The sequence below is a fragment of the Pseudomonas sp. P110(2024) genome (assembly GCF_057480795.1).
Genome location: NZ_JBLIYT010000001.1, coordinates 1 through 24384, shown reverse-complemented (window position 1 = coordinate 24384; position 24384 = coordinate 1). Strand labels below are relative to the sequence as shown.

General features: G+C 63.2%; 27 protein-coding genes, 1 tRNA gene and 1 pseudogene. 20 read left to right on the top strand and 9 right to left on the bottom strand.

All coding sequences use genetic code 11. The features are described from left to right. Window positions 1–33 precede the first annotated feature (33 nt). Both AC25ND_RS00145 and AC25ND_RS00140 read left to right on the top strand, forming a co-directional pair. Complete coding sequence (locus tag AC25ND_RS00145) at window positions 34–1263, top strand: acyl-CoA dehydrogenase (RefSeq protein ID WP_062360997.1); 1230 nt, start codon at window positions 34–36, stop codon at window positions 1261–1263. Between the two features lie 120 nt (window positions 1264–1383). After that, window positions 1384–1533 (top strand): annotated as a pseudogene (locus AC25ND_RS00140) (SPFH domain-containing protein); the annotation flags it as partial. A gap of 268 nt (window positions 1534–1801) precedes the next feature. Here AC25ND_RS00140 and AC25ND_RS00135 read toward each other — a convergent pair. Further along, window positions 1802–3214 (bottom strand): purine-cytosine permease family protein, encoded by a 1413-nt coding sequence (locus AC25ND_RS00135; RefSeq protein ID WP_028691450.1) that lies wholly within the window; start codon window positions 3212–3214, stop codon window positions 1802–1804. Window positions 3215–3607: 393 nt separating this feature from the next. On the opposite strand from AC25ND_RS00135, the gene AC25ND_RS00130 reads away from it, so the two are divergent. Beyond that, entirely contained in the window at window positions 3608–4033 is a 426-nt protein-coding gene (locus AC25ND_RS00130) for a GTP pyrophosphokinase (protein ID WP_062360999.1), read from the top strand. 6 nt (window positions 4034–4039) lie between these two features. On the opposite strand, the gene AC25ND_RS00125 is transcribed toward AC25ND_RS00130, so the two are convergent. From AC25ND_RS00125 to AC25ND_RS00115, 3 genes are all read right to left on the bottom strand, one after another. Further along, window positions 4040–4729: an endonuclease gene (locus AC25ND_RS00125; protein ID WP_028691452.1), complete on the bottom strand. Its 690-nt coding sequence runs from the start codon at window positions 4727–4729 to the stop codon at window positions 4040–4042. Window positions 4730–4735: 6 nt separating this feature from the next. Then, window positions 4736–4978 carry a DUF1654 domain-containing protein gene (locus tag AC25ND_RS00120; RefSeq protein WP_028691453.1) on the bottom strand — a complete coding sequence of 81 codons (243 nt, stop codon included), beginning with the start codon at window positions 4976–4978 and terminating at the stop codon, window positions 4736–4738. A 226-nt stretch (window positions 4979–5204) separates the two neighbouring features. Further along, window positions 5205–6293 (bottom strand): asparaginase, encoded by a 1089-nt coding sequence (locus AC25ND_RS00115; RefSeq protein WP_028691454.1) that lies wholly within the window; start codon window positions 6291–6293, stop codon window positions 5205–5207. Between the two features lie 340 nt (window positions 6294–6633). Here AC25ND_RS00115 and AC25ND_RS00110 point away from each other — a divergent pair, with 340 nt between their 5' ends. The 7 genes from AC25ND_RS00110 to AC25ND_RS00080 all read left to right on the top strand — a co-directional run bounded on the left by AC25ND_RS00110 (window position 6634) and on the right by AC25ND_RS00080 (window position 13750). Beyond that, a complete protein-coding gene (locus tag AC25ND_RS00110; RefSeq protein WP_028691455.1) occupies window positions 6634–7581 on the top strand; it encodes a sugar ABC transporter substrate-binding protein in 948 nt (315 codons plus the stop codon). Window positions 7582–7712: 131 nt separating this feature from the next. Further along, on the top strand, window positions 7713–9266 hold the full coding sequence (locus AC25ND_RS00105; protein ID WP_486976008.1) for a sugar ABC transporter ATP-binding protein: 1554 nt from the start codon (window positions 7713–7715) through the stop codon (window positions 9264–9266). Continuing rightward, window positions 9263–10255 carry an ABC transporter permease gene (locus AC25ND_RS00100; RefSeq protein ID WP_028691457.1) on the top strand — a complete coding sequence of 331 codons (993 nt, stop codon included), beginning with the start codon at window positions 9263–9265 and terminating at the stop codon, window positions 10253–10255. Before AC25ND_RS00105 ends, AC25ND_RS00100 begins: the two co-directional genes overlap by 4 nt. Before the next feature lie 4 nt (window positions 10256–10259). Continuing rightward, window positions 10260–11285, top strand: coding sequence for a LacI family DNA-binding transcriptional regulator (locus AC25ND_RS00095; protein WP_062361001.1), 1026 nt, complete (start codon window positions 10260–10262; stop codon window positions 11283–11285). A 9-nt stretch (window positions 11286–11294) separates the two neighbouring features. Beyond that, entirely contained in the window at window positions 11295–12203 is a 909-nt protein-coding gene (rbsK, locus tag AC25ND_RS00090) for a ribokinase (protein ID WP_069017411.1), read from the top strand. Continuing rightward, window positions 12200–12604, top strand: a complete 405-nt coding sequence (rbsD, locus tag AC25ND_RS00085) for a D-ribose pyranase (RefSeq protein ID WP_028691460.1) — start codon at window positions 12200–12202, stop codon at window positions 12602–12604. Before rbsK ends, rbsD begins: the two co-directional genes overlap by 4 nt. Before the next feature lie 135 nt (window positions 12605–12739). Further along, entirely contained in the window at window positions 12740–13750 is a 1011-nt protein-coding gene (locus AC25ND_RS00080; RefSeq protein WP_088851930.1) for a nucleoside hydrolase, read from the top strand. On the opposite strand, the gene AC25ND_RS00075 is transcribed toward AC25ND_RS00080, so the two are convergent. Then, the gene (locus AC25ND_RS00075) at window positions 13722–13934 is read right to left on the bottom strand and encodes a hypothetical protein (RefSeq protein WP_028691462.1); all 213 of its coding nucleotides are present in this window, start codon (window positions 13932–13934) and stop codon (window positions 13722–13724) included. The genes AC25ND_RS00080 and AC25ND_RS00075 overlap by 29 nt on opposite strands. Before the next feature lie 287 nt (window positions 13935–14221). On the opposite strand from AC25ND_RS00075, the gene AC25ND_RS00070 reads away from it, so the two are divergent. Beyond that, window positions 14222–14542 carry an I78 family peptidase inhibitor gene (locus AC25ND_RS00070; RefSeq protein WP_486976007.1) on the top strand — a complete coding sequence of 107 codons (321 nt, stop codon included), beginning with the start codon at window positions 14222–14224 and terminating at the stop codon, window positions 14540–14542. 211 nt (window positions 14543–14753) lie between these two features. Here AC25ND_RS00070 and AC25ND_RS00065 read toward each other — a convergent pair whose 3' ends face one another. Beyond that, window positions 14754–14966 carry a cold-shock protein gene (locus tag AC25ND_RS00065; protein ID WP_007956027.1) on the bottom strand — a complete coding sequence of 71 codons (213 nt, stop codon included), beginning with the start codon at window positions 14964–14966 and terminating at the stop codon, window positions 14754–14756. Between the two features lie 162 nt (window positions 14967–15128). Next, window positions 15129–15431: a hypothetical protein gene (locus AC25ND_RS00060; protein ID WP_028691464.1), complete on the bottom strand. Its 303-nt coding sequence runs from the start codon at window positions 15429–15431 to the stop codon at window positions 15129–15131. A gap of 333 nt (window positions 15432–15764) precedes the next feature. Between AC25ND_RS00060 and thrS the strand changes: the two genes are divergently transcribed. From thrS to AC25ND_RS00015, 9 genes are all read left to right on the top strand, one after another. Continuing rightward, window positions 15765–17687 (top strand): threonine--tRNA ligase, encoded by a 1923-nt coding sequence (thrS, locus tag AC25ND_RS00055; protein WP_486976006.1) that lies wholly within the window; start codon window positions 15765–15767, stop codon window positions 17685–17687. Further along, window positions 17687–18238 (top strand): translation initiation factor IF-3, encoded by a 552-nt coding sequence (infC, locus tag AC25ND_RS00050; protein WP_011533207.1) that lies wholly within the window; start codon window positions 17687–17689, stop codon window positions 18236–18238. Before thrS ends, infC begins: the two co-directional genes overlap by 1 nt. A 61-nt stretch (window positions 18239–18299) precedes the next feature. Then, window positions 18300–18494: a 50S ribosomal protein L35 gene (rpmI, locus tag AC25ND_RS00045; RefSeq protein WP_003250667.1), complete on the top strand. Its 195-nt coding sequence runs from the start codon at window positions 18300–18302 to the stop codon at window positions 18492–18494. Between the two features lie 28 nt (window positions 18495–18522). Further along, the gene (rplT, locus tag AC25ND_RS00040) at window positions 18523–18879 is read left to right on the top strand and encodes a 50S ribosomal protein L20 (RefSeq protein WP_003250671.1); all 357 of its coding nucleotides are present in this window, start codon (window positions 18523–18525) and stop codon (window positions 18877–18879) included. A 111-nt stretch (window positions 18880–18990) separates the two neighbouring features. Then, the gene (gene pheS / locus AC25ND_RS00035; RefSeq protein ID WP_028691467.1) at window positions 18991–20007 is read left to right on the top strand and encodes a phenylalanine--tRNA ligase subunit alpha; all 1017 of its coding nucleotides are present in this window, start codon (window positions 18991–18993) and stop codon (window positions 20005–20007) included. 31 nt (window positions 20008–20038) lie between these two features. Then, window positions 20039–22420 (top strand): phenylalanine--tRNA ligase subunit beta, encoded by a 2382-nt coding sequence (gene pheT / locus AC25ND_RS00030; protein ID WP_486972532.1) that lies wholly within the window; start codon window positions 20039–20041, stop codon window positions 22418–22420. Between the two features lie 4 nt (window positions 22421–22424). After that, entirely contained in the window at window positions 22425–22727 is a 303-nt protein-coding gene (gene ihfA, locus AC25ND_RS00025) for an integration host factor subunit alpha (RefSeq protein ID WP_009394049.1), read from the top strand. Then, window positions 22708–23064, top strand: a complete 357-nt coding sequence (locus AC25ND_RS00020) for a MerR family transcriptional regulator (protein WP_011533210.1) — start codon at window positions 22708–22710, stop codon at window positions 23062–23064. Before ihfA ends, AC25ND_RS00020 begins: the two co-directional genes overlap by 20 nt. Before the next feature lie 99 nt (window positions 23065–23163). Then, window positions 23164–23240: transfer RNA gene (locus tag AC25ND_RS00015), tRNA-Pro, on the top strand. A 275-nt stretch (window positions 23241–23515) separates the two neighbouring features. Here the strand turns inward: AC25ND_RS00015 and AC25ND_RS00010 are convergent. Beyond that, the gene (locus AC25ND_RS00010; protein WP_186711847.1) at window positions 23516–23908 is read right to left on the bottom strand and encodes a hypothetical protein; all 393 of its coding nucleotides are present in this window, start codon (window positions 23906–23908) and stop codon (window positions 23516–23518) included. 153 nt (window positions 23909–24061) lie between these two features. Next, on the bottom strand, window positions 24062–24384 hold a 323-nt coding region (locus tag AC25ND_RS00005), incomplete at its 5' end, for an IS3 family transposase (protein WP_143075306.1).

Below are 24384 nucleotides of genomic sequence, written 5' to 3'. Positions count from 1 at the left end.
GCCCATGTTCTTCATTGACTGAAGGTAGCCCCGATGGATTTCGCCTATTCGCCCAAGGTCCAGGCACTGCGCGAGCGCGTCAGCGCATTCATGGATGCATACGTCTACCCGGCCGAGCCGGTGTTCGAGCGCCAGGTCGCCGAGGGCGACCGCTGGCAGCCCACCGCGATCGTCGAGGAACTCAAGGCCAAGGCCCGCGCCGAGGGGCTGTGGAACCTGTTCCTGCCGGAATCGGAGTACGGCGCAGGGCTGACCAACCTCGAATACGCGCCACTGGCCGAGATCATGGGCCGCTCGCTGCTGGGGCCCGAGCCGTTCAACTGCTCGGCGCCGGATACCGGCAACATGGAAGTGCTGGTGCGCTACGGCAGCGAGGCGCAGAAACGCCAGTGGCTCGAGCCGCTGCTGCGCGGCGAGATCCGCTCGGCGTTCGCCATGACCGAGCCGGACGTGGCCTCCTCGGACGCCACCAACATGGCCGCCACCGCCGTGCGCGACGGTGACGAATGGGTGATCAATGGCCGCAAGTGGTGGACCTCCGGCGCCTGCGACCCGCGCTGCAAGGTGATGATCTTCATGGGCCTGTCCAACCCGGACGGCCAGCGCCACCAGCAGCACTCGATGATCCTGGTGCCCACCGACGCGCCCGGGGTGAAGATCGTCCGCCCGCTGCCGGTGTTCGGCTACGACGACGCGCCCCACGGCCATGCCGAGGTGCTGTTCGAGAACGTGCGCGTGCCTTATGAAAACGTGCTCCTGGGTGAGGGCCGCGGCTTCGAAATCGCCCAGGGCCGCCTCGGCCCAGGCCGGATCCACCACTGCATGCGCTCGATCGGCATGGCCGAACGCGCCCTGGAGCTGATGTGCAAGCGTTCGGTCGAGCGCACCGCCTTCGGCCGGCCCCTGGCGCGGCTGGGCGGCAACGTCGACAAGATCGCCGACTCGCGGATGGAGATCGACATGGCCCGCCTGCTGACCCTCAAGGCCGCCTACATGATGGACACCGTCGGCAACAAGGTGGCGCGCAGCGAGATCGCCCAGATCAAGGTGGTGGCGCCGAATGTTGCGCTCAAGGTGATCGACCGGGCCATCCAGATTCATGGCGGGGCCGGGGTGAGCGGTGATTTCCCGCTGGCGTACATGTATGCGATGCAACGCACCCTGCGCCTGGCCGACGGGCCGGATGAAGTGCACCGGGCGGCGATCGGCAAGTATGAGATTGGCAAGTATGTGCCGAAGGAGATGTTGCGTAGCGGGCACTGAAGAACATCGTGACCCGCCCGCTCAGGTTCGGCTGCACGCCTGAACGGGCTCACCCTCGGCGCCATCGCTGCCGTGTTCAACGAAGTGTTCTTCTACAACGAAGCGGGCCAGATGACCCACGCCAACGCAGCAGCCCAGGCGCCGGTGCCCAGCGTGATGATGGGAGGCTCCGACGCGGGGCTTGGGCGTCAGGACGAGATGGGCAAACTGATAAGCGTGCTCGCGACCAAGGCGGCGAGGGATCTGGTGCTGGACCTCAAGACGCCTTGAGTAAAAATCTGGCCACTGGTCCCCGCATTGGTACCTGAAACTCCCAATGCGGGGCTGGCTTGTTGGACCGGGAAGTCGGGGGCTGGCAATTTTTGCATGGGACACTCCTTGTGCGGGAAGTGCGCATGCTCGCCAAGGTGTTTTGCCTGAAGTAGTCAGCTGGGTCCGCTTGCGATGTAGGACGTTTCTTGATGAACCTTGAGTAGGCCTGGCAAGGGCAGAAGACCCGCCGTGGCGGGTCTTCCTGTCGATCATCAGCCCGGCGGATTCAGACCCCCGCCGCCAGCTTTGCACTCACCTGGCGACGGCGATATGCGCTGTCGCGAGTGGCCAGCCACCAGTACAACGGCGAGGTGATCGCCAACCCCACCAGCCACGACAGGTCGGCGCCATTGATGTGTACGGATACCGGCCCGACATACAGCGGCGTGTTCATGAACGGGATCTGCACCGCGATGCCCACCGCGTAGGCGATCAGCGCCTGTGGGTTGTAGCGGCCGTAGATGCCGCCGTCGACCTTGAAGATCGAGTCGATGTCGTAGTCGCCCTTGTGAATGACATAGAAGTCGATCAGGTTGATCGCCGTCCACGGCACCAGCACCACCAGCAACACCAGCACCATGTCGACGAAGTGGCCGATGAAGTCCGCCGAGGCGAACACCGCCACCACACAGCAGGCGGCCAGGACGATCAGCGACAGCACGGCGCGGCTCTTGGCGGTGGGGATCCAGCGGTAGGCGAAGGTCTGCACCAGGGTGATGATCGACAGCACCGCACCGTACAGGTTGAGGGCGTTGTGGCTGATCACGCTGAGCAGGAACAGCACCAGCATCAGCGGGCCAAGGGTGCCGGTGGCGAGCTTGACCGCGTCCATGGTGTCCATCCCGGCCGGGATCGCCAGCACCGCGACCGCGCCGAAGATGAACGACAGGCTCGAGCCCAGGGCCGAGCCCAGGTAGGTGGTCCAGAAGGTCGAGGACACCTTGACGTCGGCCGGCAGGTAGCGCGAGTAGTCCGAAACGTAGGGCGCGAAGGCGATTTGCCACAGCGCCGCCAGCGACACGGTGGCCAGCCAGCCGGCCAGGTTGAAGCCGCCGCGGGTGAGGAAGTCGTCGCTCTGCACATGGCTGAAGATGTAGCCGAAGCCGACCACGATGCCGATGCCCAGCACCCAGGTGCCGATGCGGTTGAGCACGTGGATGAAGCGGTAGCCGATGATGCCGATGATGCCCGAGCCCAGGGCGCCGATGACGATGCCCACCGGCACCGGCACGCTGTCGACCACGCCGTGCAGCGACTTGCCGGCCAACACGATGTTGGAGGCGAAGAAGCCGATGTACATGACCCCGGCGATCACCACCACCAGCAGGGCGCCGAGCGAGCCGAACTGGGCACGGCTCTGGATCATCTGCGGGATGCCCATCTGCGGGCCCTGGGCCGAGTGCAGGGCCATGAGCACACCGCCGACCAGGTGGCCGACGAGGATGGCGACGATGCCCCAGACCAGGTTGAGGTGGAACAGCTGCACGCCCAGCGCGCCGGTGACGATGGGCAACGGCGCGATATTGCCGCCGAACCACAGTGTGAACAGATCCCTTACCTTTCCATGGCGGTCTTGCGGCGGCACGTAGCCGATTGTGTGTTTCTCGATGAGGGGTGCCGAATTGGCTGCACTGGTCATGACTGACTCCAAGGCAAGGTGGGGCATCGGGGGAAGCCCGGGTGCGTGCCGGCAAGGGGCGACGCGTTCTTGTTGGAGCGATGATGCGGGGTGGGCGGGTATCGAGAAATTAGTAAATTTGTGCTCATGAACCTTAAAAAACCTAAGGCTGGCAAAAGGTTAAGCGGGGGACGGCAGCAAGGAGGATGCCAGGTGGCCGGAGGCCTTGGCGGGCGGGGGCTGCACAGCGCCTTCGGGTCGTGAAAGGTCCATTGTGGTGCGCGCTGCGCAATAACATGGCACTGGCTGCGTGGGTGATCACGCGGCACGTCCGCTCCCGTTGGCAGTCCGCTGCAGTGAGGGCGCACAGCGGCTATGCTGTCTAGTGCGGGGGTTCAAAGAGGGGATGACTTCATGGCGACGCTGGAGCGGGCCATCGCGATGGCCATCAAGGCACATGAAGGGCAGTTCGACAAAGGCGGTGCGGCGTACATCCTCCACCCGCTGCGGGTGATGGAGCGAGTGATCACCCCGGAACAGCGCATCGTCGCGGTGCTGCACGACGTGCTGGAAGACACCCCGCTGACCCTGTCCGACCTCGCCCGCGAAGGTTTCCCGCTGAAGATCCTCGCCGCGCTGCTGGCGCTGAGCCGCCGCGAAGGGGAGAGCTACGAGGCCTTCGTCATCCGACTTGGCGTCGACCCCCTGGCGCGCCAGGTCAAGCTCGCCGACCTGGCCGACAACAGCGACCTCTCGCGCATTGCCCATCCTGGCCCGGCCGACCTGGCCCGGCTGTCCCGGTACCGGCAGGCCAGCGCCTACCTGCAGACGCTGGCCTGACCCTGCTCAGCCACAGGCCTTGAGATTGACCGGCCCGACGAACTCGTTGCCACGGCCCATCACGCATGCCACCTGCTGGTTGCGCTGCAGCTCCCAGGCCTGTGGCGGGTAGGTCTTGTTCCAGGCCTCGAACAGCTGGCGGTCCTGCTTGGACAGCCTCAGGTCATACTGCTTGCTCATATAGAAGTAGGTGCGCGCGATCATCCCGCGGATCGATGGGCGCGGCATGACCTTCTTGGCCTTGAAGTCGACCTGGGTCAGGCAGCTGCCGTACTGGCCATGCTGCTCGGGCAGCCAGCCGAAGCTGAAGTTGCTGCGGTCGCCGTTGACCTCGCCAATGCTCGGCACCAGGTTGTGCAGGTCGGCCTCGGCGCGCTGGTAGACCTTGTCGTGGCGCGAGCAGTTCTTGCGCCCGCCATCCTGCCAGCACTGGCGCTGGTGGCCGATCTGCCAGGCCGGGACGATGTGCTCCCATTCGATGCGCGAGGCGCGGTTGAGGTTCTTGCGCGGCGCGTAGCCGCAGGAGGCCAGGTCGACCTTGTTGCCCTTGTACTTGCAGCCGCAATAAAACTCCGTGGACTGCGGCGCGTACAGCTTCCAGGCGACCTTCTTGGCCTCCTGGAAGGTGCGCGGGGCGTCGGCGTGGGCGAGGGGGGCAAGCAGTAGCAGGCAGGCGGCGAAAAGCGAAACTCTCATGCGCGGTCAGTCTTCCTTCGGCACGGTCCAGAAAATCTGTACGCCGCCATCGTCGCGGTGGGCGAGGGTGACGTTGTCGTTCTCGGCGATTTCCTCGAGCAGGGTTGCCCAGTCGTCGGGCGACTCGTGCTCCAGGCGGAAGATCAAGGCGGCGCGGCTGCGCTGGGCGGTGGGGCTGTTGATGATCTTCTGGATGCGCTGACCCAGGAGTTCATAACTGCTTGGCGACGCGGAGGCGGGTTTGGCCACGGGGCTGTTCCTTGTTTTGCTGTATGTGCATACAGTATTTCACTGTAAGCCGTTTCGCAACAGCAGGTAGGATGAAAGCCGTATAAGACCGTGGTAGAGGGATTGGTTCCATCGAAAGCATCGCGGGGCAAGCCCGCTCCCACAAAGTCGTTGCAGACTTGTGGAAGCGGGCTTGCCCCGCGATAGGGCCGCTATGTTCAACACACCAGCCCGAGGCGCAGGCCGATCAATATTCCCAGAAGATCCGCTGCAGCTCCTTGCTGTCCTGGGTCTTGGTCATCGCGACCATCGCCAGGATCCGCGCCTTCTGCGGGTTCAGGTCGTGGGCCACGACCCAGTCGTTCTTGTCGTCAGGCTGTTCGGCGTTGCGCAGCACGAAGCCGCCCTGGTTGACGTGGGACGAACGGATGATCTGCACGCCGTCCTTGCGCAGCTCCTGCAGCGCCGGTACCACGCGCGACGATACCGAGCCATTGCCGGTGCCGGCGTGGATGATCGCCTTGGCGCCACCCTGGGCCAGCGCCTTGTAGGCGGTGTCGGTCACGTTGCCGTAGCCGTAGGCAATGTCCACGGCCGGCAGCTTGCTGATGGTCTTGATGTCGAACTCGGAGTTGACCGTGTGGCGCTTGGCCGGCAGGCGGAAGAAGTACGACTTGCCTTCCACCACCATGCCCAATGGGCCCCACTGGCTCTTGAAGGCTTCGGTCTTGATGTTGACCGCCTTGCTCACGTCACGACCGGACTGGATCTCGTCGTTCATGGTCACCAGCACGCCCTTGCCGCGGGCGTCCTTGCTGCTGGCCACGGCCACGGCGTTGTACAGGTTGAGCATGCCGTCGGCGGACATCGCGGTGCCCGGGCGCATCGAGCCGACCACGATGATCGGCTTGTCGGTCTTTTCCACCAGGTTGAGGAAGTAGGCGGTTTCTTCCAGGGTGTCGGTGCCGTGGGTGATGACGATGCCATCGACGTCCTTGCTGTCGGCCAGTTCGGCGACACGCTTGCCCAGCTTGAGCAGGTCGTCGTTGCCGATGCTCTCCGAGGCGATCTGCATCACCTGCTCACCGCGCACGTTGGCCAGGTCCTGCAGCTCCGGCACGCCGGCGATCAGCTTGTCGATGCCCAGCTTGGCGGCCTGGTAGGTGGCGCTGTTGGCGGCACTGGCGCCGGCGCCGGCGATGGTGCCGCCGGTGGCCAGGATCACCACGTTGGCGAGTTTCTGTTGTTGCGCGGCTTCCTTGGCGGAAACGGTGGTCGGCAGTACCAGTAGCAGCGCCAGGGCGCTCGGTGCGAAGGTCTTGATAGCGGTTTTCATCATTTCTGCTTCTCTCTTCCTGGAGGAGATGTGCGTTATGTCGCACTGGGATAAGGCAGATTTCGTACCAGCAACTACCGTTCGTCGAATTTCATCTTGAAACCCCTGTTTTGACTGGGGGTACTCGAATCGACCGCAGGGTCAGGAAGGTAGTCTTTGTTCGGCTGGCCGAATTTATGTAGGAAAAATGTTCGGTTTTTCGGATGGATTGCGGATAATCCGACGCGTGGAGCTGTGGCTGCCTACGCAATGGATTTGACAAAACCTACGGCTGTTTCCATAGTTGATCACCGCAAACGTTTGCGATCCGATAAAAACCACAAGATTCGGAGTCATTTCCATGAAACTGCCGTTCCCCGGCCGTCCACTGGCCCTCGCCGTTTTCTCCTCGCTGATCTTCGCCCTCTCCACTGCCCACGCCGAGGAAGCGCCCAAGGTCGCCCTGGTGATGAAATCCCTCGCCAACGAGTTCTTCCGCACCATGGAGGACGGCGCCAAGGCCTACCAGAAAGAGCACCCGAACGATTTCACCCTGGTGGCAAACGGCATCAAGGACGAGACCGACACCGGCAACCAGATCCGCATCGTCGAGCAGATGATCGCCACCGGCGCCAATGCCCTGGTCATCGCCCCGGCCGACTCCAAGGCGTTGGTGCCGGTGATCAAGAAGGCCATGGACGCCGGCATCACCGTGATCAACATCGACAACCGTCTCGACCCTGCCGTGCTCAAGAGCAAGGGCATCAGCGTGCCGTTCGTGGGCCCGGACAACCGCAAGGGCGCGCGCCTGGTCGGCGACTACCTGGCCCAGCAGAAGCTCAAGGCCGGCGATCAGGTCGGCATCATCGAAGGCGTGCCGACCACCACCAACGCCCAGCAGCGCACCGCCGGCTTCAAGGACGCCATGGAAGCCGCGCAGATGAAGATCGTCTCGGTGCAGTCGGGCAACTGGGAGATCGACAAGGGCAACGCCGTGGCCGCCTCGATGCTCAACGAATACCCCGAGCTGAAGGCGCTGCTTGCCGGCAATGACAGCATGGCCCTGGGGGCCGTCTCGGCCGTGCGCGCCGCCGGCAAGACCGGCCAGGTGCAGGTGGTCGGCTACGACAACATCAACGCCATCAAACCGATGCTCAAGGATGGCCGTGTGCTCGCCACCCTCGACCAGGCGGCCAGCCAGCAGGCGGTGTTCGGCATCCAGGCGGCGCTGAAGATGCTCAAGGGCGAGCAGCCGGGCGTGGATGCCGACAATGTCATCCAGACGCCGGTCGAGCTGATTACCCAGTGATGTTGTGATCCCTGTAGGAGCAGGCTTGCCCCGTGATCACCGGCCTGACCGGTGCCATGCGCCGCGTCGACGGCTTCGCAGGGCAAGCCCGCGCCTACCGGGGTGTTGTGCCAACCTAGGAGAGTATGGCCATGTCAGTATCGGCCAATGAAACCGTGCTAGCCGTCAGCGGTCTGGGCAAGACCTACGCCCAGCCCGTGCTCGGTGATGTCACCCTCGAGCTGCGCGGCGGCGAGGTGCTGGCCCTGACCGGCGAGAACGGCGCGGGCAAGTCGACCCTGTCCAAGCTGATCAGCGGCCTGGAGATCCCCACCACCGGGCAGATGCGCTATCGCGGCCAGCCCTACAGCCCCGGCAACCGCGCCGAGGCCGAGCGCCTTGGCGTGCGCATGGTGATGCAGGAGCTCAACCTGCTGCCCACCCTGACCGTGGCCGAGAACCTGTTCCTCGACAACCTGCCCAGCCGCCTCGGCTGGGTCAGCCAGAAGCGCCTGCGCCAGCTGGCCAGCGCGGCCATGGCCCAGGTCGGCCTGGACGCCATCGACCCGGACACCCCTGTGGGCGAGCTGGGCATCGGCCACCAGCAGATGGTCGAGATCGCCCGCAACCTGATCGGCGACTGCCATGTGCTGATCTTCGACGAACCCACGGCCATGCTCACCGCCCGCGAGGTGGAGCTGTTGTTCACCCAGGTCGAGCGCCTGCGCCAGCGCGGCGTGGCCATCGTCTATATCTCCCATCGCCTCGAAGAGCTGCAACGCGTGGCCCAGCGCATCGCCGTGCTGCGCGACGGCAAGCTGGTGTGCGCCGAGCCGATCCAGCGCTACAACAGCGAGCAACTGGTCAACCTGATGGTCGGTCGCGAGCTGGGCGAGCATATCGACCTCGGCCAGCGCAGCATCGGCGCGCCGCTGCTCAAGGTCGACAAGCTCAGCCGTGGCGACAAAGTGCGCGAGGTGTCGTTCGAGGTCAGGGCAGGGGAGATCTTCGGCATCTCCGGCCTGATCGGCGCCGGGCGCACCGAGTTGCTGCGCCTGATCTACGGCGCCGACCGCGCCGACAGCGGCCAGGTCGCCCTCGGCCAGCCGCCGGTGCCGGTGGTCATCGATTCGCCCAAGGCCGCGGTCAAGGCCGGCATTGCGCTGATCACCGAGGACCGTAAGGGCGAAGGCCTGCTGCTGAGCCAGTCGATCAGCGCCAACATCGCCTTGGGCAACCTCGGTGCCGTGTCCCGCGCCGGCGTGCTCGACCGCGACGCCGAGCGCGCGCTGGCCGAGCGCCAGATCGGCGCCATGCGCATCCGCAGTGCCAGCCCTGCCCAAGCCGTGGGCGAGCTGTCTGGCGGCAACCAGCAGAAGGTGGTGATCGGCCGCTGGCTGGAGCGCAACTGCCAGGTGCTGCTGTTCGACGAGCCCACCCGCGGTATCGACGTCGGCGCCAAGTTCGACATTTATGGCCTGCTCGCCGAGCTCGCCCGCCAGGGCAAGGCCATCGTCGTGGTGTCCAGCGACCTGCGCGAGCTGATGCTGATCTGCGACCGTATTGCCGTGCTCAGCGCCGGTCGTCTGATCGACACCTTCGACCGTGATCACTGGACCCAGGACCAACTGCTTGCCGCCGCCTTCGCCGGCTACCAGAAACGTGATGCCCTGCTGCACGACGCAGCCCCCAGGATGGACGCATGAAAACCACAACAAATACATCGGGCGCCGCGCCCGTGCGCCGCAGCGGCACCTATTTCGGCCTGGGCACCTACCTGGGCCTGGCCGGCGCCTTGCTGGCGATGATCGTGCTGTTCTCGATGCTGAGCAGCCACTTCCTGTCCTACGCCACCTTCAGCACCCTGGCCAACCAGATCCCCGACTTGATGGTGCTGGCGGTGGGCATGACCTTCGTCCTGATCATCGGCGGCATCGACCTGTCGGTGGGCTCGGTGCTGGCTCTGGCCGCCTCGACGGTCAGCGTGGCGATCCTCGGCTGGGGCTGGAGCGTGCTCCCTGCCGCGCTGCTGGGCATGGCCGTGGCCGCGTTGGCCGGCACCGTCACCGGCAGCATCACTGTGGCCTGGCGCATCCCCTCGTTCATCGTCTCGCTGGGCGTGCTGGAGATGGCCCGTGGCCTGGCCTACCAGTTCACCGACTCGCGTACCGCCTACATCGGCGACGCCTTTGCGTGGTTCTCCAACCCCATCGCCTTCGGCATCTCGCCGGCCTTCATCATCGCCTTGCTGGTGATCGTTGCCGCCCAGCTGGTGCTGACCCGCACCGTGTTCGGCCGCTACCTGATCGGCATCGGCACCAATGAAGAGGCCGTGCGCCTGGCCGGCATCGACCCGCGTCCGTACAAGATCCTGGTATTCGCCCTGATGGGCGTGCTCGCCGGCCTCGCCGCGCTGTTCCAGATCTCCCGTCTGGAAGCCGCCGATCCCAACGCCGGCTCCGGCCTCGAGCTGCAGGTGATCGCCGCCGTGGTGATCGGCGGCACCAGCCTGATGGGAGGCCGCGGCTCGGTCATCAGCACCTTCTTCGGCGTGCTGATCATTTCGGTGCTGGCCGCAGGCTTGGCCCAGATCGGCGCTTCGGAGCCGACCAAACGCATCATCACCGGGGCGGTGATCGTCATCGCCGTGGTACTCGACACTTACCGCAGCCGGCGCGCGAACCGGCGGAACTGAAACCATGGCAACCATCAAAGACGTCGCGGCACTGGCGGGGATTTCCTACACCACCGTGTCCCATGTACTGAACAAGACCCGCCCGGTCAGCGAGCACGTGCGCCTGAAGGTCGAGGCGGCGATCGCCGAGCTCGACTACGTGCCCAGCGCCGTGGCCCGCTCGCTCAAGGCGCGCAGCACCGCCACCATCGGCCTGCTGGTGCCCAACAGCGTCAACCCGTACTTTGCCGAGTTGGCCCGGGGCATCGAGGACGCCTGCGAGCGCAATGGCTACTGCGTGATCCTGTGCAACTCCGACGACGACCCGCAGAAGCAGCGCAGCTACCTGCGTGTGTTGCTGGAAAAGCGCATCGACGGGCTGATCGTCGCCTCGGTGGGCGAGGACCAGGACCTGCTCGACAGCCTCAGCGGCGTGCGCACGCCGATGGTCATCGTCGACCGCGCCCTGGACGGCGTCGAGGCCGACCTGGTGCGCATCGACCACGAGCAGGGCGCCTACCTGGCCACCCGCCACCTGCTGGAGCTGGGGCACCGCGAGATCGCCACCATCGGCGGCCCGGTGGACACCGGTGTCAGCCAGCTGCGCATGGCCGGTTTCCGCCGGGCGATGGCCGAGGCCGGCGTGCGCGTTGCCCCCGGCCATGTGCTGCACAGCGACTTCACCAGCCCTGGCGGGCATGCCGCCGCGGCGCGCCTGCTCGACGGCGAGCGGCCCACGGCGATCTTCGCCGGTAACGACATGATCGGCTTCGGCGTTTTGCGCGCCGCCGCCGAGCGCAACATCGACGTGCCCGGGGAGCTGTCGGTGATCGGCTTCGACGATATCGAGCTGAGCCGCTATGTGTACCCGGCGCTGACCACGGTCGGCCAGTCGATCCGTGAACTGGGCGAGAGCGCCGCCGGCCTGTTGCTGTCGCGCATCGTCACGCCACGGCGCGAAGGCGGCGCCGAGCAGCGCATCGTCGCCCCGCGCATCGTTTTGCGTGAATCCACCGGGCCGCGCCCGGACCTGTTCAACGATTACCGTTAAGGAATACCCATGGATGCCAAGGTGGTGGTGGTCGGCAGCCTCAACATGGACCTGGTGGCCCGCGCCCAGCGCCTGCCCCGGGGCGGCGAGACCTTGCCCGGCGAAAGCTTTTTCACCGCGCCCGGCGGCAAGGGCGCCAACCAGGCGGTGGCCGCCGCGCGGCTGGGCGCCAGCGTGGCAATGGTCGGTAACGTCGGTGATGACGCATATGGCCAGCAGTTGCGCCAGGCGTTGAAGCGCGAGGGTGTCGATTGCCAGGGCGTGAGCCTGTGCGAGGGCGTGTCCAGCGGTGTGGCGCTGATCGTGGTGGATGCCGCCAGCCAGAACGCCATCGTCGTCATTCCCGGCGGCAACGGCCTGCTCGGGCCCGAGTCGGTGAGCCGCTTCGACCACCTGCTGCAGGGCGCCGAGGTGATCATCTGCCAGCTTGAGGTGCCCACCGCCACCGTGGCCTGGACCCTGGCCCGTGGCCGCGAGCTGGGCAAGACCGTGATCCTCAACCCGGCGCCGGCCAGCGGGCCGCTGCCGGCGGAGTGGTATGCCTACATCGACTACCTGATCCCCAACGAGAGCGAGGCCGAGGCCCTGGCCGGGGTGCAGGTAGAGGATCAGGACAGCGCCCGCCGGGCGGCCGAACGTCTGCGTCAGCTGGGCGCGGGCAAGGTGATTGTCACCCTGGGCGGTGACGGCGCGCTGTTGGTCGATGCCGCCGGCAGCCGGCACTTCCCGGCGCCGCGGGTGCAGCCGGTGGACACCACGGCGGCCGGCGACACCTTCGTCGGCGGCTTTGCCGCTGGCCTGGCGCGCGGCCTGCCCGAGGGCGAGGCGATCGCCTTCGGCCAGCGCGCCGCCGCGTTGTCGGTGACCCGTGTCGGCGCGCAGCCTTCGATCCCTTACCTGAAGGAGCTGGCGCCATGAAGAAGACGCCACTGTTGAATATCGCCCTGTCGCGGACCATCGCCGGGCTGGGCCATGGCGACATCCTGGTGATCGGTGATGCCGGTCTGCCGGTGCCGTCGGGCGTGGAGCTGATCGACCTGGCGCTGACGCCGGGCATCCCGGACTTCGCCAGCGTGCTGCGCGTGGTGCTGAGCGAAATGCAGGTCGAGCGCCATGTGCTGGCCGAGGAGGTGTTCCAGGCTTTGCCGCCAGGGTTGGCCGAGGTCGAGCGGCTGCATGCCGGCGGCGAGCTGGGCCAGCGCCAGGTGCTCAGCCATGCCGATTTCAAGGCCCTGTGTCGCCAGGCCCGGGCCGTGGTGCGTACGGGGGAGTGCAAGCCCTACAGCAATATTGCCCTGGTGGCGGGCGTTACCTTTTAGACCGAATGCGAGGGCTTTGCCCTCGGTCGCAGCGCAAGGCCGCCCCCACGGGTTGGGTTGTGGGGGCGGCTTGCCGGCGAAAGGGCCGCAAAGCGGCTCCCGTTGAAACCATCCCCTAGCAACAAGGAGTGCTAAATGTCCCTCAAATCCCTGCTCCAAGGAGCCGTCCTCATGTCCGCGCTAGCCGCCACTGCCGTCATGGCCGCGCCCCGCGACCTGATCATCGATACCGACCCCGGCGCCGATGACGTGGTGGCCCTGCTGCTGGCCATGGCCTCGCCCGAGGAACTGAAGATCCGCGCCATCACTACCGTGGCTGGCAACGTGCGTCTGGAAAAGACCTCGCGCAACGCCCGTCTGGCCCGCGAATGGGCAGGCCGCGAAGAGATCCCGGTGTACGCCGGGGCAGGGCGGCCGATGGTGCGCACGCCGATCTACGCCGCCAACGTCCACGGCGAGGAAGGCCTGACCGGCGTCCAGGTCCACGAACCGAAAAAGCCCCTGGCCAACGGCAATGCCGTGCAGTACCTGATCGACACCCTGAGCGCTGCTGAGCCCCACAGCATCACCGTGGCCATGCTCGGCCCGCAGACCAACCTGGCCCTGGCGCTGATCCAGAAACCCGAGATCGTCAACGGCATCAAGGAAGTGGTGGTGATGGGTGGCGCCCACTTCAACGGCGGCAACATCACCCCGGCCGCCGAATTCAACCTGTTCGCCGACCCCCACGCCGCCGAAGTGGTGCTGGCCAGCGGCGTCAAGCTGACCTACCTGCCGCTGGACGTCACCCACAAGGTGCTCACCAGCGACGCCCGCCTCAAGCAGCTGGCGGCGGTGAACAACAATGCCAGCAAGCTGGTGGTGGACATCCTCAACGCCTACATCAAGTTCGACATGGACAACTACGGCATGCCCGGCGGCCCGGTGCACGACGCCAGCGTCATCGCCTACCTGCTCAAGCCCGAACTGTTCAAGGGCCGCCAGGTGCACATGGTAGTCGACAGCCGTGAAGGCCCGACCTTCGGTCAGACCATCGCCGACTGGTACGGCGTGCTCAAGCAGCCGGCCAACGTGATGTGGATCGAGGAGGGCGACGCCCAGGGCTTCTTCGACCTGCTCAGCGCCCGCCTGGCGCGATTGAAATAGCCTCGTGCGGCGCGTGGCGCTCGAGCACTTGCTCGATGAAGCTGCGCGCCGCGTCACCCCCGCGGTCGCGCACTAGCAGGTCGACGGCGATCAGCATCAGTTCTTCAGGTGTGCTCGGGCTGTAGGCGCTCTGGCCCTCGTCCCACTTGACCTTGATATCGGCGTCGATGCTATGGCTGCTCATGGGGCGGTTCTCGCTGGGCCTGGGTGAAAGGTCGAATACCGCGTCCTGGCGTTCGAAGGGGAGGCGTTTCGCGCTCCGCTTCTTGCAGTAAATCATGCCTTTGCGTGACGGCACCTGCGACTTAAGCATAAGAGGCGCGGTTGGCCGAACCGACGGTTCGGTGCAAAATCCGGTGACGATTGCCTTTCGCGTCAAGTGGCCGAGTCAGGCAGAATCGTGCGGTTGTGCAACAAATGCCTGGAGGAATTGTCGCATCAGGCAGTTCCCGGATTTATTTAGGAGGATTCATGTTCCGTACCCGCGCTTCCCTGGCGACCTTGCTGGTGGCTTCCGTTCTGACAGGTTGCAGCACCGGTGGCTCCTCGGGCGGCAGCAGTACCCAGGCCACCCCGGCCGGCAATGATGGCCGCTGCGAAGCCAGTGGCGCCGACTTCACCATCGGCAAGCTGGCCTCGCCAGAGTTGTTGGAGCAGGCGCGCAAGGCTAGTGGCTCGCAGATGGCGCGCATCCTCAAGCCTTACGACATGATCACCCTGGAATACCGCTCCGAGCGGCTGAACCTGAATGTCGACGACAAGGGTGTGGTTACCCGCGTCAACTGCGGTTGATCCAAGCCCAGAATTGGCGCCCTGTTGGAGCGGCCTTGTGTCGCGATAGGGGCGCGCAGCGGCCCCAAGTTCGTCGCCACAACACAGATCGCCGGGGCCGCTTTGCGGCCCTATCGCGACGCAAGGCCGCTCCCACAAAGGTACTGCGTGATTCTGGCAGGCAATAAAAAACCCGCCACAAGTGGCGGGTTTTTTTGCAGCTATCCGAAAATTACTCCGGACGAACCTGCGCAGCCTGCATGCCCTTCTGGCCTTTTTCGGCGACGAAGGAAACAGTTTGGCCTTCTTTCAGGCTTTTGAAACCGTCGGTTTCGATAGCCTTGAAGTGTACGAACAGGTCGTCGCCGCCGCCTTGAGGAGTGATGAAGCCGAAGCCTTTCTCATCGTTGAACCACTTGACGGTGCCGGTTTGGCGATTGGACATGGGGTGAATCTCCAGAAACATGATTTTTTATCGGGGTGCAATGTCGCGAAGCTTCAGTGGCACCGACGACACTATAGTCCATTTCTACGCATCTAGCGCCTTTTACCTTCGCAGGATGTTGATCCAGCGCAAAAGATGCGTGAAATGGCCCGCTAACCCTGGTTATTTCGGCTTGCAGGAGGCCTGAACCACCTGCTGGGCCTTCTGCATCAGCTTGGCGTCAACGCCGTCCTGGCTGTCGAGGTCTTCGATCTCCTTATCGTTGAAGTTCTTTTTGATGGCTTGGGCGCCACACTCGCAGTGCTTCTTCGCCATCGCCGCGTCCACGCCCTGGCCGCTCGCCACCTGTTGGCACTGGGTCATGTAGTGCGCTTCCTTACCGGCGGGGAAATTGCCTGCATTGGCAGCCAAAGGCAGCAGCAGGGCGCTTGCGGCGCAGGCAGCCAGAAGGGACTGAAGTCGCATAACCGGACACTCCTTGGGTAAAGGTCTCATCAAGAGTAGGTTGCTTCAGAAGGTCTGATAGGAAATTTTCCGTACAAGTTCACCCCGGCGGCGTAATTTCCAAATATTTCCGCGACCCGGTGCAACCCGCGTGCTAGCATGCTCGGCTTGCGGCTCGCCACCGGCAGCCTGCAACTTTTACCTTCCAGTCACTCTGGTTCGACCCTGGCAGGCCGAAAGGTCTCTGCCACTGTGAGGCAGGCTTTCCCGCGGGAAAGGCAGGGCGGATCTTGTACTGGCTCATCCCAACCCACGTGACCTTTGGTAGGGGTCACCACTAGGAGAGGAGGCGCCATGCCCGTTATTACTCTTCCCGATGGCAGTCAACGCACGTTCGACCAGCCGGTATCCGTAGCCGAAGTCGCCGCATCCATTGGTGCGGGCCTCGCCAAGGCCACCTTGGCCGGCAAGGTCGACGGCAAGCTCGTCGATGCCTGCGACAAGATCGACCACGACGCCACCCTGCAGATCATCACCCCTAAAGATGAAGAGGGACTGGAGATCATCCGTCACTCGTGCGCCCACCTGATCGGCCACGCGGTGAAGCAGCTGTACCCGACCGCCCGCATGGTGATCGGCCCGGTGATCGACGAAGGCTTCTATTACGACATCGCCTACGAGCGTCCCTTCACCCCGGACGACCTCGCCGCCATCGAAAAGCGCATGCAGCAGCTGATCGACACGGACTACGACGTCGTCAAGAAGATGACCCCGCGCGCCGAAGTCATCGACGTGTTCACCCAGCGTGGCGAAGACTACAAGCTGCGCCTGGTCGAGGACATGCCGGATGAACAGGCCATGGGCCTGTACTACCACGAAGAATACGTCGACATGTGCCGTGGCCCGCACGTGCCGAATACTCGTTTCCTCAAGGCATTCAAGCTGACCAAGCTGAGCGGCGCCTACTGGCGCGGCGATGCCAAGAACGAGCAGCTGCAACGCGTGTACGGCACCGCCTGGGCCGACAAGAAGCAGCTGGCCGCCTACATCCAGCGCATCGAAGAAGCCGAAAAACGCGACCACCGCAAGATCGGCAAGCAGCTCGACCTGTTCCACCTGCAGGAAGAAGCCCCGGGCATGGTGTTCTGGCACGCCAACGGCTGGACCGTGTGCCAGGTGCTCGAGCAGTACATGCGCCAGGTCCAGCGTGAAAACGGCTACCAGGAGATCAAGACCCCGCAGGTCGTCGACCGCATCCTCTGGGAGCGTTCCGGCCACTGGTCCAACTACGCCGAGAACATGTTCACCACTTCGTCGGAAAACCGCGACTACGCGGTAAAACCGATGAACTGCCCGTGCCATGTGCAGGTGTTCAACCAGGGCCTCAAATCGTACCGCGACCTGCCGCTGCGCCTGGCCGAGTTCGGTGCCTGCCACCGTAACGAGCCGTCCGGCGCCCTGCACGGCATCATGCGCGTGCGTGGCTTTGTGCAAGACGACGCGCACATCTTCTGCACCGAAGACCAGGTGAAGAAAGAAGCCGCCGACTTCATCAAGCTGACCCTGGATGTGTACAAGGACTTCGGTTTCACCGAGGTCGCCATGAAACTCTCGACCCGCCCCGCCAAGCGCGTGGGTTCCGAAGAGCTGTGGGACCGCGCCGAAGGCGCGCTGGCCGACGCCCTGAACGAGTCGGGCCTGGAGTGGGAATACCAGCCGGGCGAGGGCGCGTTCTACGGTCCGAAGATCGAGTTCACCCTGCGCGACTGCCTCGGCCGTAACTGGCAGTGCGGCACCCTGCAGTACGACCCGAACCTGCCGGAGCGCCTGGACGCCAGCTACATCGCCGAAGACAACAGCCGCGTGCGCCCGGTGATGCTGCACCGCGCCATCCTCGGCTCGTTCGAACGCTTCATCGGCATGCTCATCGAGCACTACGCCGGCGTGTTCCCGGCCTGGCTCGCCCCGACCCAAGCCGTGATCATGAACATCACCGACAAGCAGGCCGATTTCGCCCTCGAGGTGGAAAAAGCCCTGAACGGTAGCGGATTCCGTGCCAAGTCGGACTTGAGAAATGAGAAGATCGGCTTTAAAATCCGCGAGCATACGTTGCTGCGTGTCCCTTACCTTTTGGTTATAGGGGATCGCGAAGTCGAAACGCAAACCGTCGCTGTGCGCACCCGCGAAGGCGCAGACCTGGGCTCGATGCCCGTCGCGCAGTTCGCTGAGCTGCTGTCGCAAGCGGTTTCCCGGCGTGGTCGCCAAGAATCGGAGTAATGACTATTAAGCGTGAAATGAGAAACGATAAACGAACTGCACCGAAAGCCCCGATCAACGAGAATATCTCGGCACGCGAGGTTCGGTTAATTGGTGCTGACGGCGAGCAGATTGGCATCGTCTCGATTGATGAAGCGCTGCGTATCGCTGATGAAGCGAAGCTGGATCTGGTGGAAATCTCTGCAGACGCGCAACCGCCCGTCTGCAAGGTGATGGACTACGGCAAGCACCTCTTCGAGAAGAAGAAGCAGGCCAACGAAGCCAAGAAGAACCAGAAGCAGATCCAGATCAAAGAAATCAAGTTTCGTCCAGGGACGGAAGAAGGGGATTACCAGGTAAAACTACGCAACCTGGTACGTTTCCTTAGCGATGGGGACAAGGCCAAGATCTCTCTGAGATTCCGCGGCCGTGAGATGGCCCACCAGGAGCTGGGCATGGAGCTGTTGAAGCGGGTCGAAACCGACCTCGCCGAATACGGCACCGTTGAGCAGCATCCGAAGATGGAAGGACGCCAGCTTATGATGGTCATCGCCCCCAAAAAGAAGAAGTAATCTCCCGGGCACGGCAGGCCTGATGATTATTGTGTAATTTTATCGAATGCGGAGTTCCAACATGCCAAAAATGAAAACCAAGAGCGGTGCTGCGAAGCGTTTCCTGAAAACCGCTTCCGGCTTCAAGCACAAGCACGCTTTCAAGAGCCACATCCTGACCAAAATGTCGACCAAGCGTAAGCGTCAACTGCGCGGTGCCAGCCTGCTGCACCCGTCTGACGTGGCAAAAGTCGAGCGCATGCTGCGCGTACGTTAATTTCGGTCAAAGATAGAGGAAGTTACTCATGGCTCGTGTAAAGCGTGGCGTCATCGCTCGTAAGCGTCACAAGAAAATTCTGAAACTGGCTAAAGGCTACTACGGTGCACGCTCGCGCGTATTCCGCGTTGCCAAGCAGGCGGTCATCAAGGCAGGCCAATACGCCTACCGCGACCGTCGTCAGAAGAAGCGTCAGTTCCGCGCACTGTGGATCGCTCGTATCAACGCCGGTGCCCGCACCAACGGTCTGTCGTACAGCCGTCTGATTGCTGGCCTGAAAAAGGCGTCGATCGAAATCGACCGTAAGGTTCTGGCCGATCTGGCAGTGAACGAAAAAGCGGCGTTTGCTGCGATTGTCGAGAAGGCTAAAGCCGTACTGGCTTAAGTACCCACGACAATCATCCGGCGGCGCCTGCGCCGTCGGGTGTAAAACGTCATCGGATAGGGGAAGAGCCTTCAAAAGCTCTTCCCCTATTTTCGTATCTGGAGTCTGTACATGGAAAACCTGGACGCGCTGGTCGCCCAAGCCCTCGAGGCCGTGGAACGCGCTGAAGACATCACTACCCTGGAACAGATCCGGGTTCAATTCCTCGGCAAGAAAGGCGAACTGACCCAGGTGATGAAGACCCTGGGCAACCTGCCAGCCGAAGAGCGCCCCAAGGTCGGCGCGCTGATCAACGACGCCAAGGAACGCGTCACCGACGTGCTCAACGCACGCAAGGCCGGTTTTGAAGAGGCTGAGCTCAACGCTCGCCTGGCCGCCGAATGCATCGACGTGACCCTGCCAGGCCGTGGCCAGACCACCGGCGGGCTGCACCCGATCACCCGTACTCTCGAGCGCATCGAGCAGTTCTTCACCCACATCGGCTACGGCATCGCCGAAGGCCCCGAGGTCGAAGACGACTACCACAACTTCGAAGCGCTCAACATCCCCGGCCACCACCCGGCCCGGGCGATGCACGACACCTTCTATTTCAATGCCAACATGCTGCTGCGCACCCACACCTCGCCGGTACAGGTGCGCACCATGGAAAGCACCCAGCCGCCGATCCGCATCGTCTGCCCAGGCCGTGTGTACCGTTGCGACTCGGATATCACCCACTCGCCGATGTTCCACCAGGTCGAAGGCCTGCTGATCGATCGTGGCATCAACTTCGCCGACCTCAAGGGCACCATCGAAGAGTTCCTGCGGGTGTTCTTCGAGAAAGAACTGGCCGTGCGCTTCCGCCCGTCGTTCTTCCCCTTCACCGAGCCTTCCGCCGAAGTCGACATCCAGTGCGTGATGTGTTCCGGCAAGGGCTGCCGCGTGTGCAAGCAGACCGGCTGGCTGGAAGTGATGGGCTGCGGCATGGTCCACCCGAACGTGCTGCGCATGTCCGGCATCGACCCGGAAGAGTTCCAGGGCTTCGCCTTCGGCATGGGCGCCGAGCGCCTGGCCATGCTGCGCTATGGCGTCAACGATTTGCGTCTGTTCTTCGACAACGACCTGCGGTTCTTGGCTCAATTCCGCTAGGCCCAATCGACGCAACTTTCAGGAGAACAGCATGAAATTCAGTGAACAGTGGCTGCGCGGTTGGGTAAACCCGCAAGTCTCCCGTGACGAACTGGTTGCCCGCCTGTCCATGGCCGGCCTCGAAGTCGACAGCGTGACCCCCGCTGCCGGCCAGTTCAGCGGCATCGTGGTGGGCGAGATCCTCACCACCGAACAACACCCGGACGCCGACAAGCTGCGCGTATGCCAGGTGAGCAACGGCGCAGAGACCTTCCAGGTGGTCTGCGGCGCCCCGAATGCCCGCCCAGGCATCAAGATCCCGTTCGCCATGATCGGCGCCGAACTGCCGGGCGACTTCAAGATCAAGAAGGCCAAGCTGCGCGGCGTCGAGTCGTTCGGCATGCTCTGCTCGGCTTCCGAGCTGCAGATCAGCGAAGAGAACGACGGCCTGCTGGAATTGGCGGCTGACGCCCCGGTTGGCGAAGACATTCGCAAGTACCTGAACCTGGACGACGCCAGCATCGAGATCGGCCTGACCCCGAACCGCGGCGACTGCCTGTCCCTGGCCGGCCTTGCCCGTGACGTCAGCGCCCTGTACGACGTGCCGGTCACCCGCCCGGTCGTGCCGGCCGTACCGGCTGCCCACGACGAAGTGCGCCCGGTCGAAGTCAGCGCCCCGGCCGCCTGCCCACGCTACCTGGGCCGCGTGATCCGCAACGTCGACCTGAGCAAGCCGACCCCGCTGTGGATGGTCGAGCGCCTGCGCCGCAGCGACGTGCGCAGCATCGACGCCGCCGTCGACATCACCAACTACGTGATGCTCGAACTCGGCCAGCCGATGCACGCCTTCGACCTCGCCGAAATCAACGGCGGCATCCGCGTACGCATGGCCGAGGAGGGCGAGAAGCTCGTCCTGCTGGATGGCCAGGAAGTCGCCCTGCGCGCCGATACCCTGGTGATCGCCGACCACACCCGCGCCCTGGCCATTGCCGGCGTGATGGGTGGCGAGCACAGCGGCGTCAACACCGAGAAGACCCGCGACCTGTTCCTCGAGAGCGCCTTCTTCGAGCCGATTTCCGTTGCCGGCAAGGCCCGTTCCTACGGCCTGCACACCGACGCCTCGCACCGCTACGAGCGCGGCGTGGACTCGCAACTGGCCCGCGAAGCCATGGAGCGCGCCACCGCCCTGGTGCTGGAGATTGTTGGCGGCGAAGCCGGTCCGATCGTCGAGACCGTGAGCGAGCAGCACCTGCCGAATATCGCGCCGATCATCCTGCGCGCCGAACGCATCACCCAGATGCTCGGCATGGAGATGGACGCCGCCCAGGTCGAGCAGCTGCTCAACGCCCTGGAGCTGAAGACCAGCGCCAATGGGGCAGGGCAGTGGACGGTCACCGTCCCAAGCCACCGCTTCGACGTCAGCCTGGAAGTCGACCTGATCGAAGAGCTGGCCCGCCTGTACGGCTACAACAACCTGCCGGTGCGCTACCCGCAGGCCCGCCTGGCCCCGCAAGCCCGCCCGGAAACCCGCGGCGAGCTGCCGAACCTGCGCCGTCTGCTGGTCGCCCGCGGCTACCAGGAAGCCATCACCTACAGCTTCATCGACCCGAAACTGTTCGAGCTGTTCACCCCAGGCGTCGAGCCGCTGCTGCTGGCCAACCCCATCTCCAGCGACATGGCCGCCATGCGCGCCTCGCTGTGGCCGGGCCTGGTCAAGGCGATGCAGCACAACCTCAACCGCCAGCAAGACCGCGTGCGCCTGTTCGAAAGCGGCCTGCGCTTCGTCGGCCAGCTCGGTGACCTCAAGCAGCAGCCGATGATCGCCGGTGTCGTCACCGGCAGCCGCCTGCCAGAAGGCTGGGCCAACGGTCGCGACGGCATCGACTTCTTCGACGTCAAAGCCGACGTGGAAGCCCTGCTGGGTTACTCGGGCGCCCTGAGCGACTTCAGCTTCGTCGCCGGCAAGCACCCAGCCCTGCACCCAGGCCAGACCGCCCGCATCGAGCGCGACGGCAAGGAAGTCGGCTACCTCGGCGCCATCCACCCGGAGCTGGCCAAGACCCTCGGCCTCGACCGCCCGGTGTTCGTCTTCGAGCTGGTGCTCGGTGATGTAGTCGAAGGCCGCCTGCCGAAGTTCAGCGAGCTGTCCAAGTTCCCGGAAACCCGCCGTGACCTGGCCTTGATCGCAGGTCGTGATGTAGCTTCGAGCTCCGTGCTTGAAGTAATTCGTGACAATGCAGGCGAATGGCTCACAGACCTCAGGCTGTTTGACGTCTACCAGGGTAAAGGCATTGATCCTGATAGAAAAAGCCTGGCCGTCGGCTTGACCTGGCAACATCCATCGCGCACTCTTAACGACGATGAGGTGAATGAAACCCTGCAAACCATCCTCACCTCGCTTGAACAAAGGTTGAACACCACGTTAAGGAAATAACGGCATGGGTGCTCTGACGAAAGCTGAGATGGCCGAAAGGCTGTACGAGGAGCTGGGGCTTAACAAGCGTGAGGCCAAGGAGCTGGTCGAGCTGTTTTTCGAAGAAATTCGGCACGCGCTTGAAGACAACGAGCAGGTCAAGCTGTCCGGTTTCGGCAACTTCGACCTTCGCGACAAACGCCAGCGGCCGGGCCGCAACCCTAAAACAGGGGAAGAGATCCCGATCACCGCGCGCCGCGTCGTCACCTTTCGTCCAGGGCAGAAGCTGAAAGCCCGGGTAGAGGCCTATGCTGGAACCAAGCCATAACGACGAGCTGCCCCCCATCCCGGGCAAACGCTACTTCACCATCGGTGAAGTCAGCGAGCTCTGTGCGGTAAAACCGCACGTGCTGCGCTACTGGGAGCAGGAATTTCCGCAGCTCAACCCGGTGAAGCGCCGTGGCAACCGGCGGTATTATCAGCGCCAGGATGTGCTGATGATCCGCCAGATCCGCGCTTTGCTGTATGACCAGGGCTTTACCATTGGCGGAGCGCGGTTACGGCTCTCCAGTGATGAGGTCAAGGATGAGTCCAGCCAGTACAAGCAGCTGATTCGGCAGATGATTGCGGAGTTGGAGGATGTGTTGGTGGTGTTGAAGAAGTGACCTGGTTGGCGACGAGTGGAAATTTTTGAAAAAAAGCTTCCATTATTCAAAAGGTTAGGTTACATTCTTCAACGTTCTCAGCGGTATTGAGAATGATGTCGGGGCGTAGCGCAGCCCGGTAGCGCACTTGCATGGGGTGCAAGGGGTCGAGTGTTCGAATCACTCCGTCCCGACCAAAATACTCCAAAGAATCCAGTCACTTAGCGGTGGCTGGATTTTTTTATGCCTTCGTTTTTTGCCGCTGATAGAAATTTACCCCACTTTTTGCGCCACCGAGATGTTGATTAGATTTGGTGGGCTGCTTAGTACATCGAAATCCGTGACTGCGGGTTGTTCAGAGCCGTTTACGTCTATGGTTTGATGGTCAGTTGCTCGCACCAACTGAATTGCAAATGGTAAATCTCAGTTGGCCGCTTTCGACCCAGGCTGTGTGAAAACGGGCTGGAGGCAGTTAACTAAACGCAATGCACACTGGTTCCATCTCTATCTGCGCATTTTCACAAGCACCTACGAGATCTCGCACGCAGTAAAGTCTCCATCCCTTACCCGATCCCCACTTTGCCTCGACAGTTTCAAGCGAAGACTCTTCCTCCTTCGTTGCCCGAGCCCAATCATCGTGCCCGATCTCAACGATCAATTGCGCCTGGTAGACCTTTAAAAATGGAAGCAAGCGTTTCGCCTGCTCTACTTCTATAAGGACAAATTCGGCTGTATCGAGTTGCTGTTTGACATTTTCGACCAGTTCGTGAGCCTGCAATGGGAGTGCATCTAACACTGCCTCCAAGGCTGATCCCGATTTGTCGGCACTTTGGAAGGTGCCGCAGATGATGTTCCCTCCTGCCATATCCTTTTCCCTATCGTGGCTTCGAAGCCTAGATTATGCACCTCGCGATAAAGTGTCTATCGCCGAATCTTGGCTGATTTACACCCGTCGCGAGCAATCAATTGATCCAAAGCTTGGTGAAAAAAACCGGCGATTTGAATCGCCCCTGGTTTCCTAGACACTCTCCAAGCTCAGGAAATAGCGTTTCTCATACTCTACTGGAGACAGCTGCATAGCACTGCTGTGTCGACGCTTGGGGTTATAGAACATCTCGATGTAATCGAAAATATCACTTCGGGCTTCGTCACGCGTTGCGTAGATCTTTCGTCGGATTCGCTCCCGCTTCAAAAGCTGGAAAAAGCTCTCGGCTACGGCATTGTCGTGGCAGTTTCCCCGTCGGCTCATGCTGCTGATCACATTGTTGGCCTTCAGGAAGCTTTGCCAATCTGAGCTACTGAACTGACTGCCTTGGTCTGAGTGAATCATCACTTGCTGCT

Excerpts from the sequence above, each read along its gene's own strand:
- ihfA (WP_009394049.1), top strand. The coding sequence starts at position 22,425 with ATGGGTGCTCTGACGAAAGCTGAGATGGCCGAAAGGCTGTACGAGGAG.
- AC25ND_RS00130 (WP_062360999.1), top strand. The coding sequence starts at position 3,608 with ATGGCGACGCTGGAGCGGGCCATCGCGATGGCCATCAAGGCACATGAA.
- pheS (WP_028691467.1), top strand. The coding sequence starts at position 18,991 with ATGGAAAACCTGGACGCGCTGGTCGCCCAAGCCCTCGAGGCCGTGGAA.
- rbsK (WP_069017411.1), top strand. The coding sequence starts at position 11,295 with ATGGATGCCAAGGTGGTGGTGGTCGGCAGCCTCAACATGGACCTGGTG.
- AC25ND_RS00125 (WP_028691452.1), bottom strand. The coding sequence starts at position 4,729 with ATGAGAGTTTCGCTTTTCGCCGCCTGCCTGCTACTGCTTGCCCCCCTC.
- AC25ND_RS00095 (WP_062361001.1), top strand. The coding sequence starts at position 10,260 with ATGGCAACCATCAAAGACGTCGCGGCACTGGCGGGGATTTCCTACACC.
- AC25ND_RS00145 (WP_062360997.1), top strand. The coding sequence starts at position 34 with ATGGATTTCGCCTATTCGCCCAAGGTCCAGGCACTGCGCGAGCGCGTC.
- AC25ND_RS00110 (WP_028691455.1), top strand. The coding sequence starts at position 6,634 with ATGAAACTGCCGTTCCCCGGCCGTCCACTGGCCCTCGCCGTTTTCTCC.
- AC25ND_RS00020 (WP_011533210.1), top strand. The coding sequence starts at position 22,708 with ATGCTGGAACCAAGCCATAACGACGAGCTGCCCCCCATCCCGGGCAAA.
- AC25ND_RS00070 (WP_486976007.1), top strand. The coding sequence starts at position 14,222 with ATGTTCCGTACCCGCGCTTCCCTGGCGACCTTGCTGGTGGCTTCCGTT.
- thrS (WP_486976006.1), top strand. The coding sequence starts at position 15,765 with ATGCCCGTTATTACTCTTCCCGATGGCAGTCAACGCACGTTCGACCAG.
- rplT (WP_003250671.1), top strand. The coding sequence starts at position 18,523 with ATGGCTCGTGTAAAGCGTGGCGTCATCGCTCGTAAGCGTCACAAGAAA.
- AC25ND_RS00010 (WP_186711847.1), bottom strand. The coding sequence starts at position 23,908 with ATGGCAGGAGGGAACATCATCTGCGGCACCTTCCAAAGTGCCGACAAA.
- AC25ND_RS00105 (WP_486976008.1), top strand. The coding sequence starts at position 7,713 with ATGTCAGTATCGGCCAATGAAACCGTGCTAGCCGTCAGCGGTCTGGGC.
- AC25ND_RS00135 (WP_028691450.1), bottom strand. The coding sequence starts at position 3,214 with ATGACCAGTGCAGCCAATTCGGCACCCCTCATCGAGAAACACACAATC.
- rpmI (WP_003250667.1), top strand. The coding sequence starts at position 18,300 with ATGCCAAAAATGAAAACCAAGAGCGGTGCTGCGAAGCGTTTCCTGAAA.
- AC25ND_RS00075 (WP_028691462.1), bottom strand. The coding sequence starts at position 13,934 with ATGAGCAGCCATAGCATCGACGCCGATATCAAGGTCAAGTGGGACGAG.
- AC25ND_RS00060 (WP_028691464.1), bottom strand. The coding sequence starts at position 15,431 with ATGCGACTTCAGTCCCTTCTGGCTGCCTGCGCCGCAAGCGCCCTGCTG.
- pheT (WP_486972532.1), top strand. The coding sequence starts at position 20,039 with ATGAAATTCAGTGAACAGTGGCTGCGCGGTTGGGTAAACCCGCAAGTC.
- AC25ND_RS00115 (WP_028691454.1), bottom strand. The coding sequence starts at position 6,293 with ATGAAAACCGCTATCAAGACCTTCGCACCGAGCGCCCTGGCGCTGCTA.
- infC (WP_011533207.1), top strand. The coding sequence starts at position 17,687 with ATGACTATTAAGCGTGAAATGAGAAACGATAAACGAACTGCACCGAAA.
- rbsD (WP_028691460.1), top strand. The coding sequence starts at position 12,200 with ATGAAGAAGACGCCACTGTTGAATATCGCCCTGTCGCGGACCATCGCC.
- AC25ND_RS00100 (WP_028691457.1), top strand. The coding sequence starts at position 9,263 with ATGAAAACCACAACAAATACATCGGGCGCCGCGCCCGTGCGCCGCAGC.
- AC25ND_RS00065 (WP_007956027.1), bottom strand. The coding sequence starts at position 14,966 with ATGTCCAATCGCCAAACCGGCACCGTCAAGTGGTTCAACGATGAGAAA.
- AC25ND_RS00080 (WP_088851930.1), top strand. The coding sequence starts at position 12,740 with ATGTCCCTCAAATCCCTGCTCCAAGGAGCCGTCCTCATGTCCGCGCTA.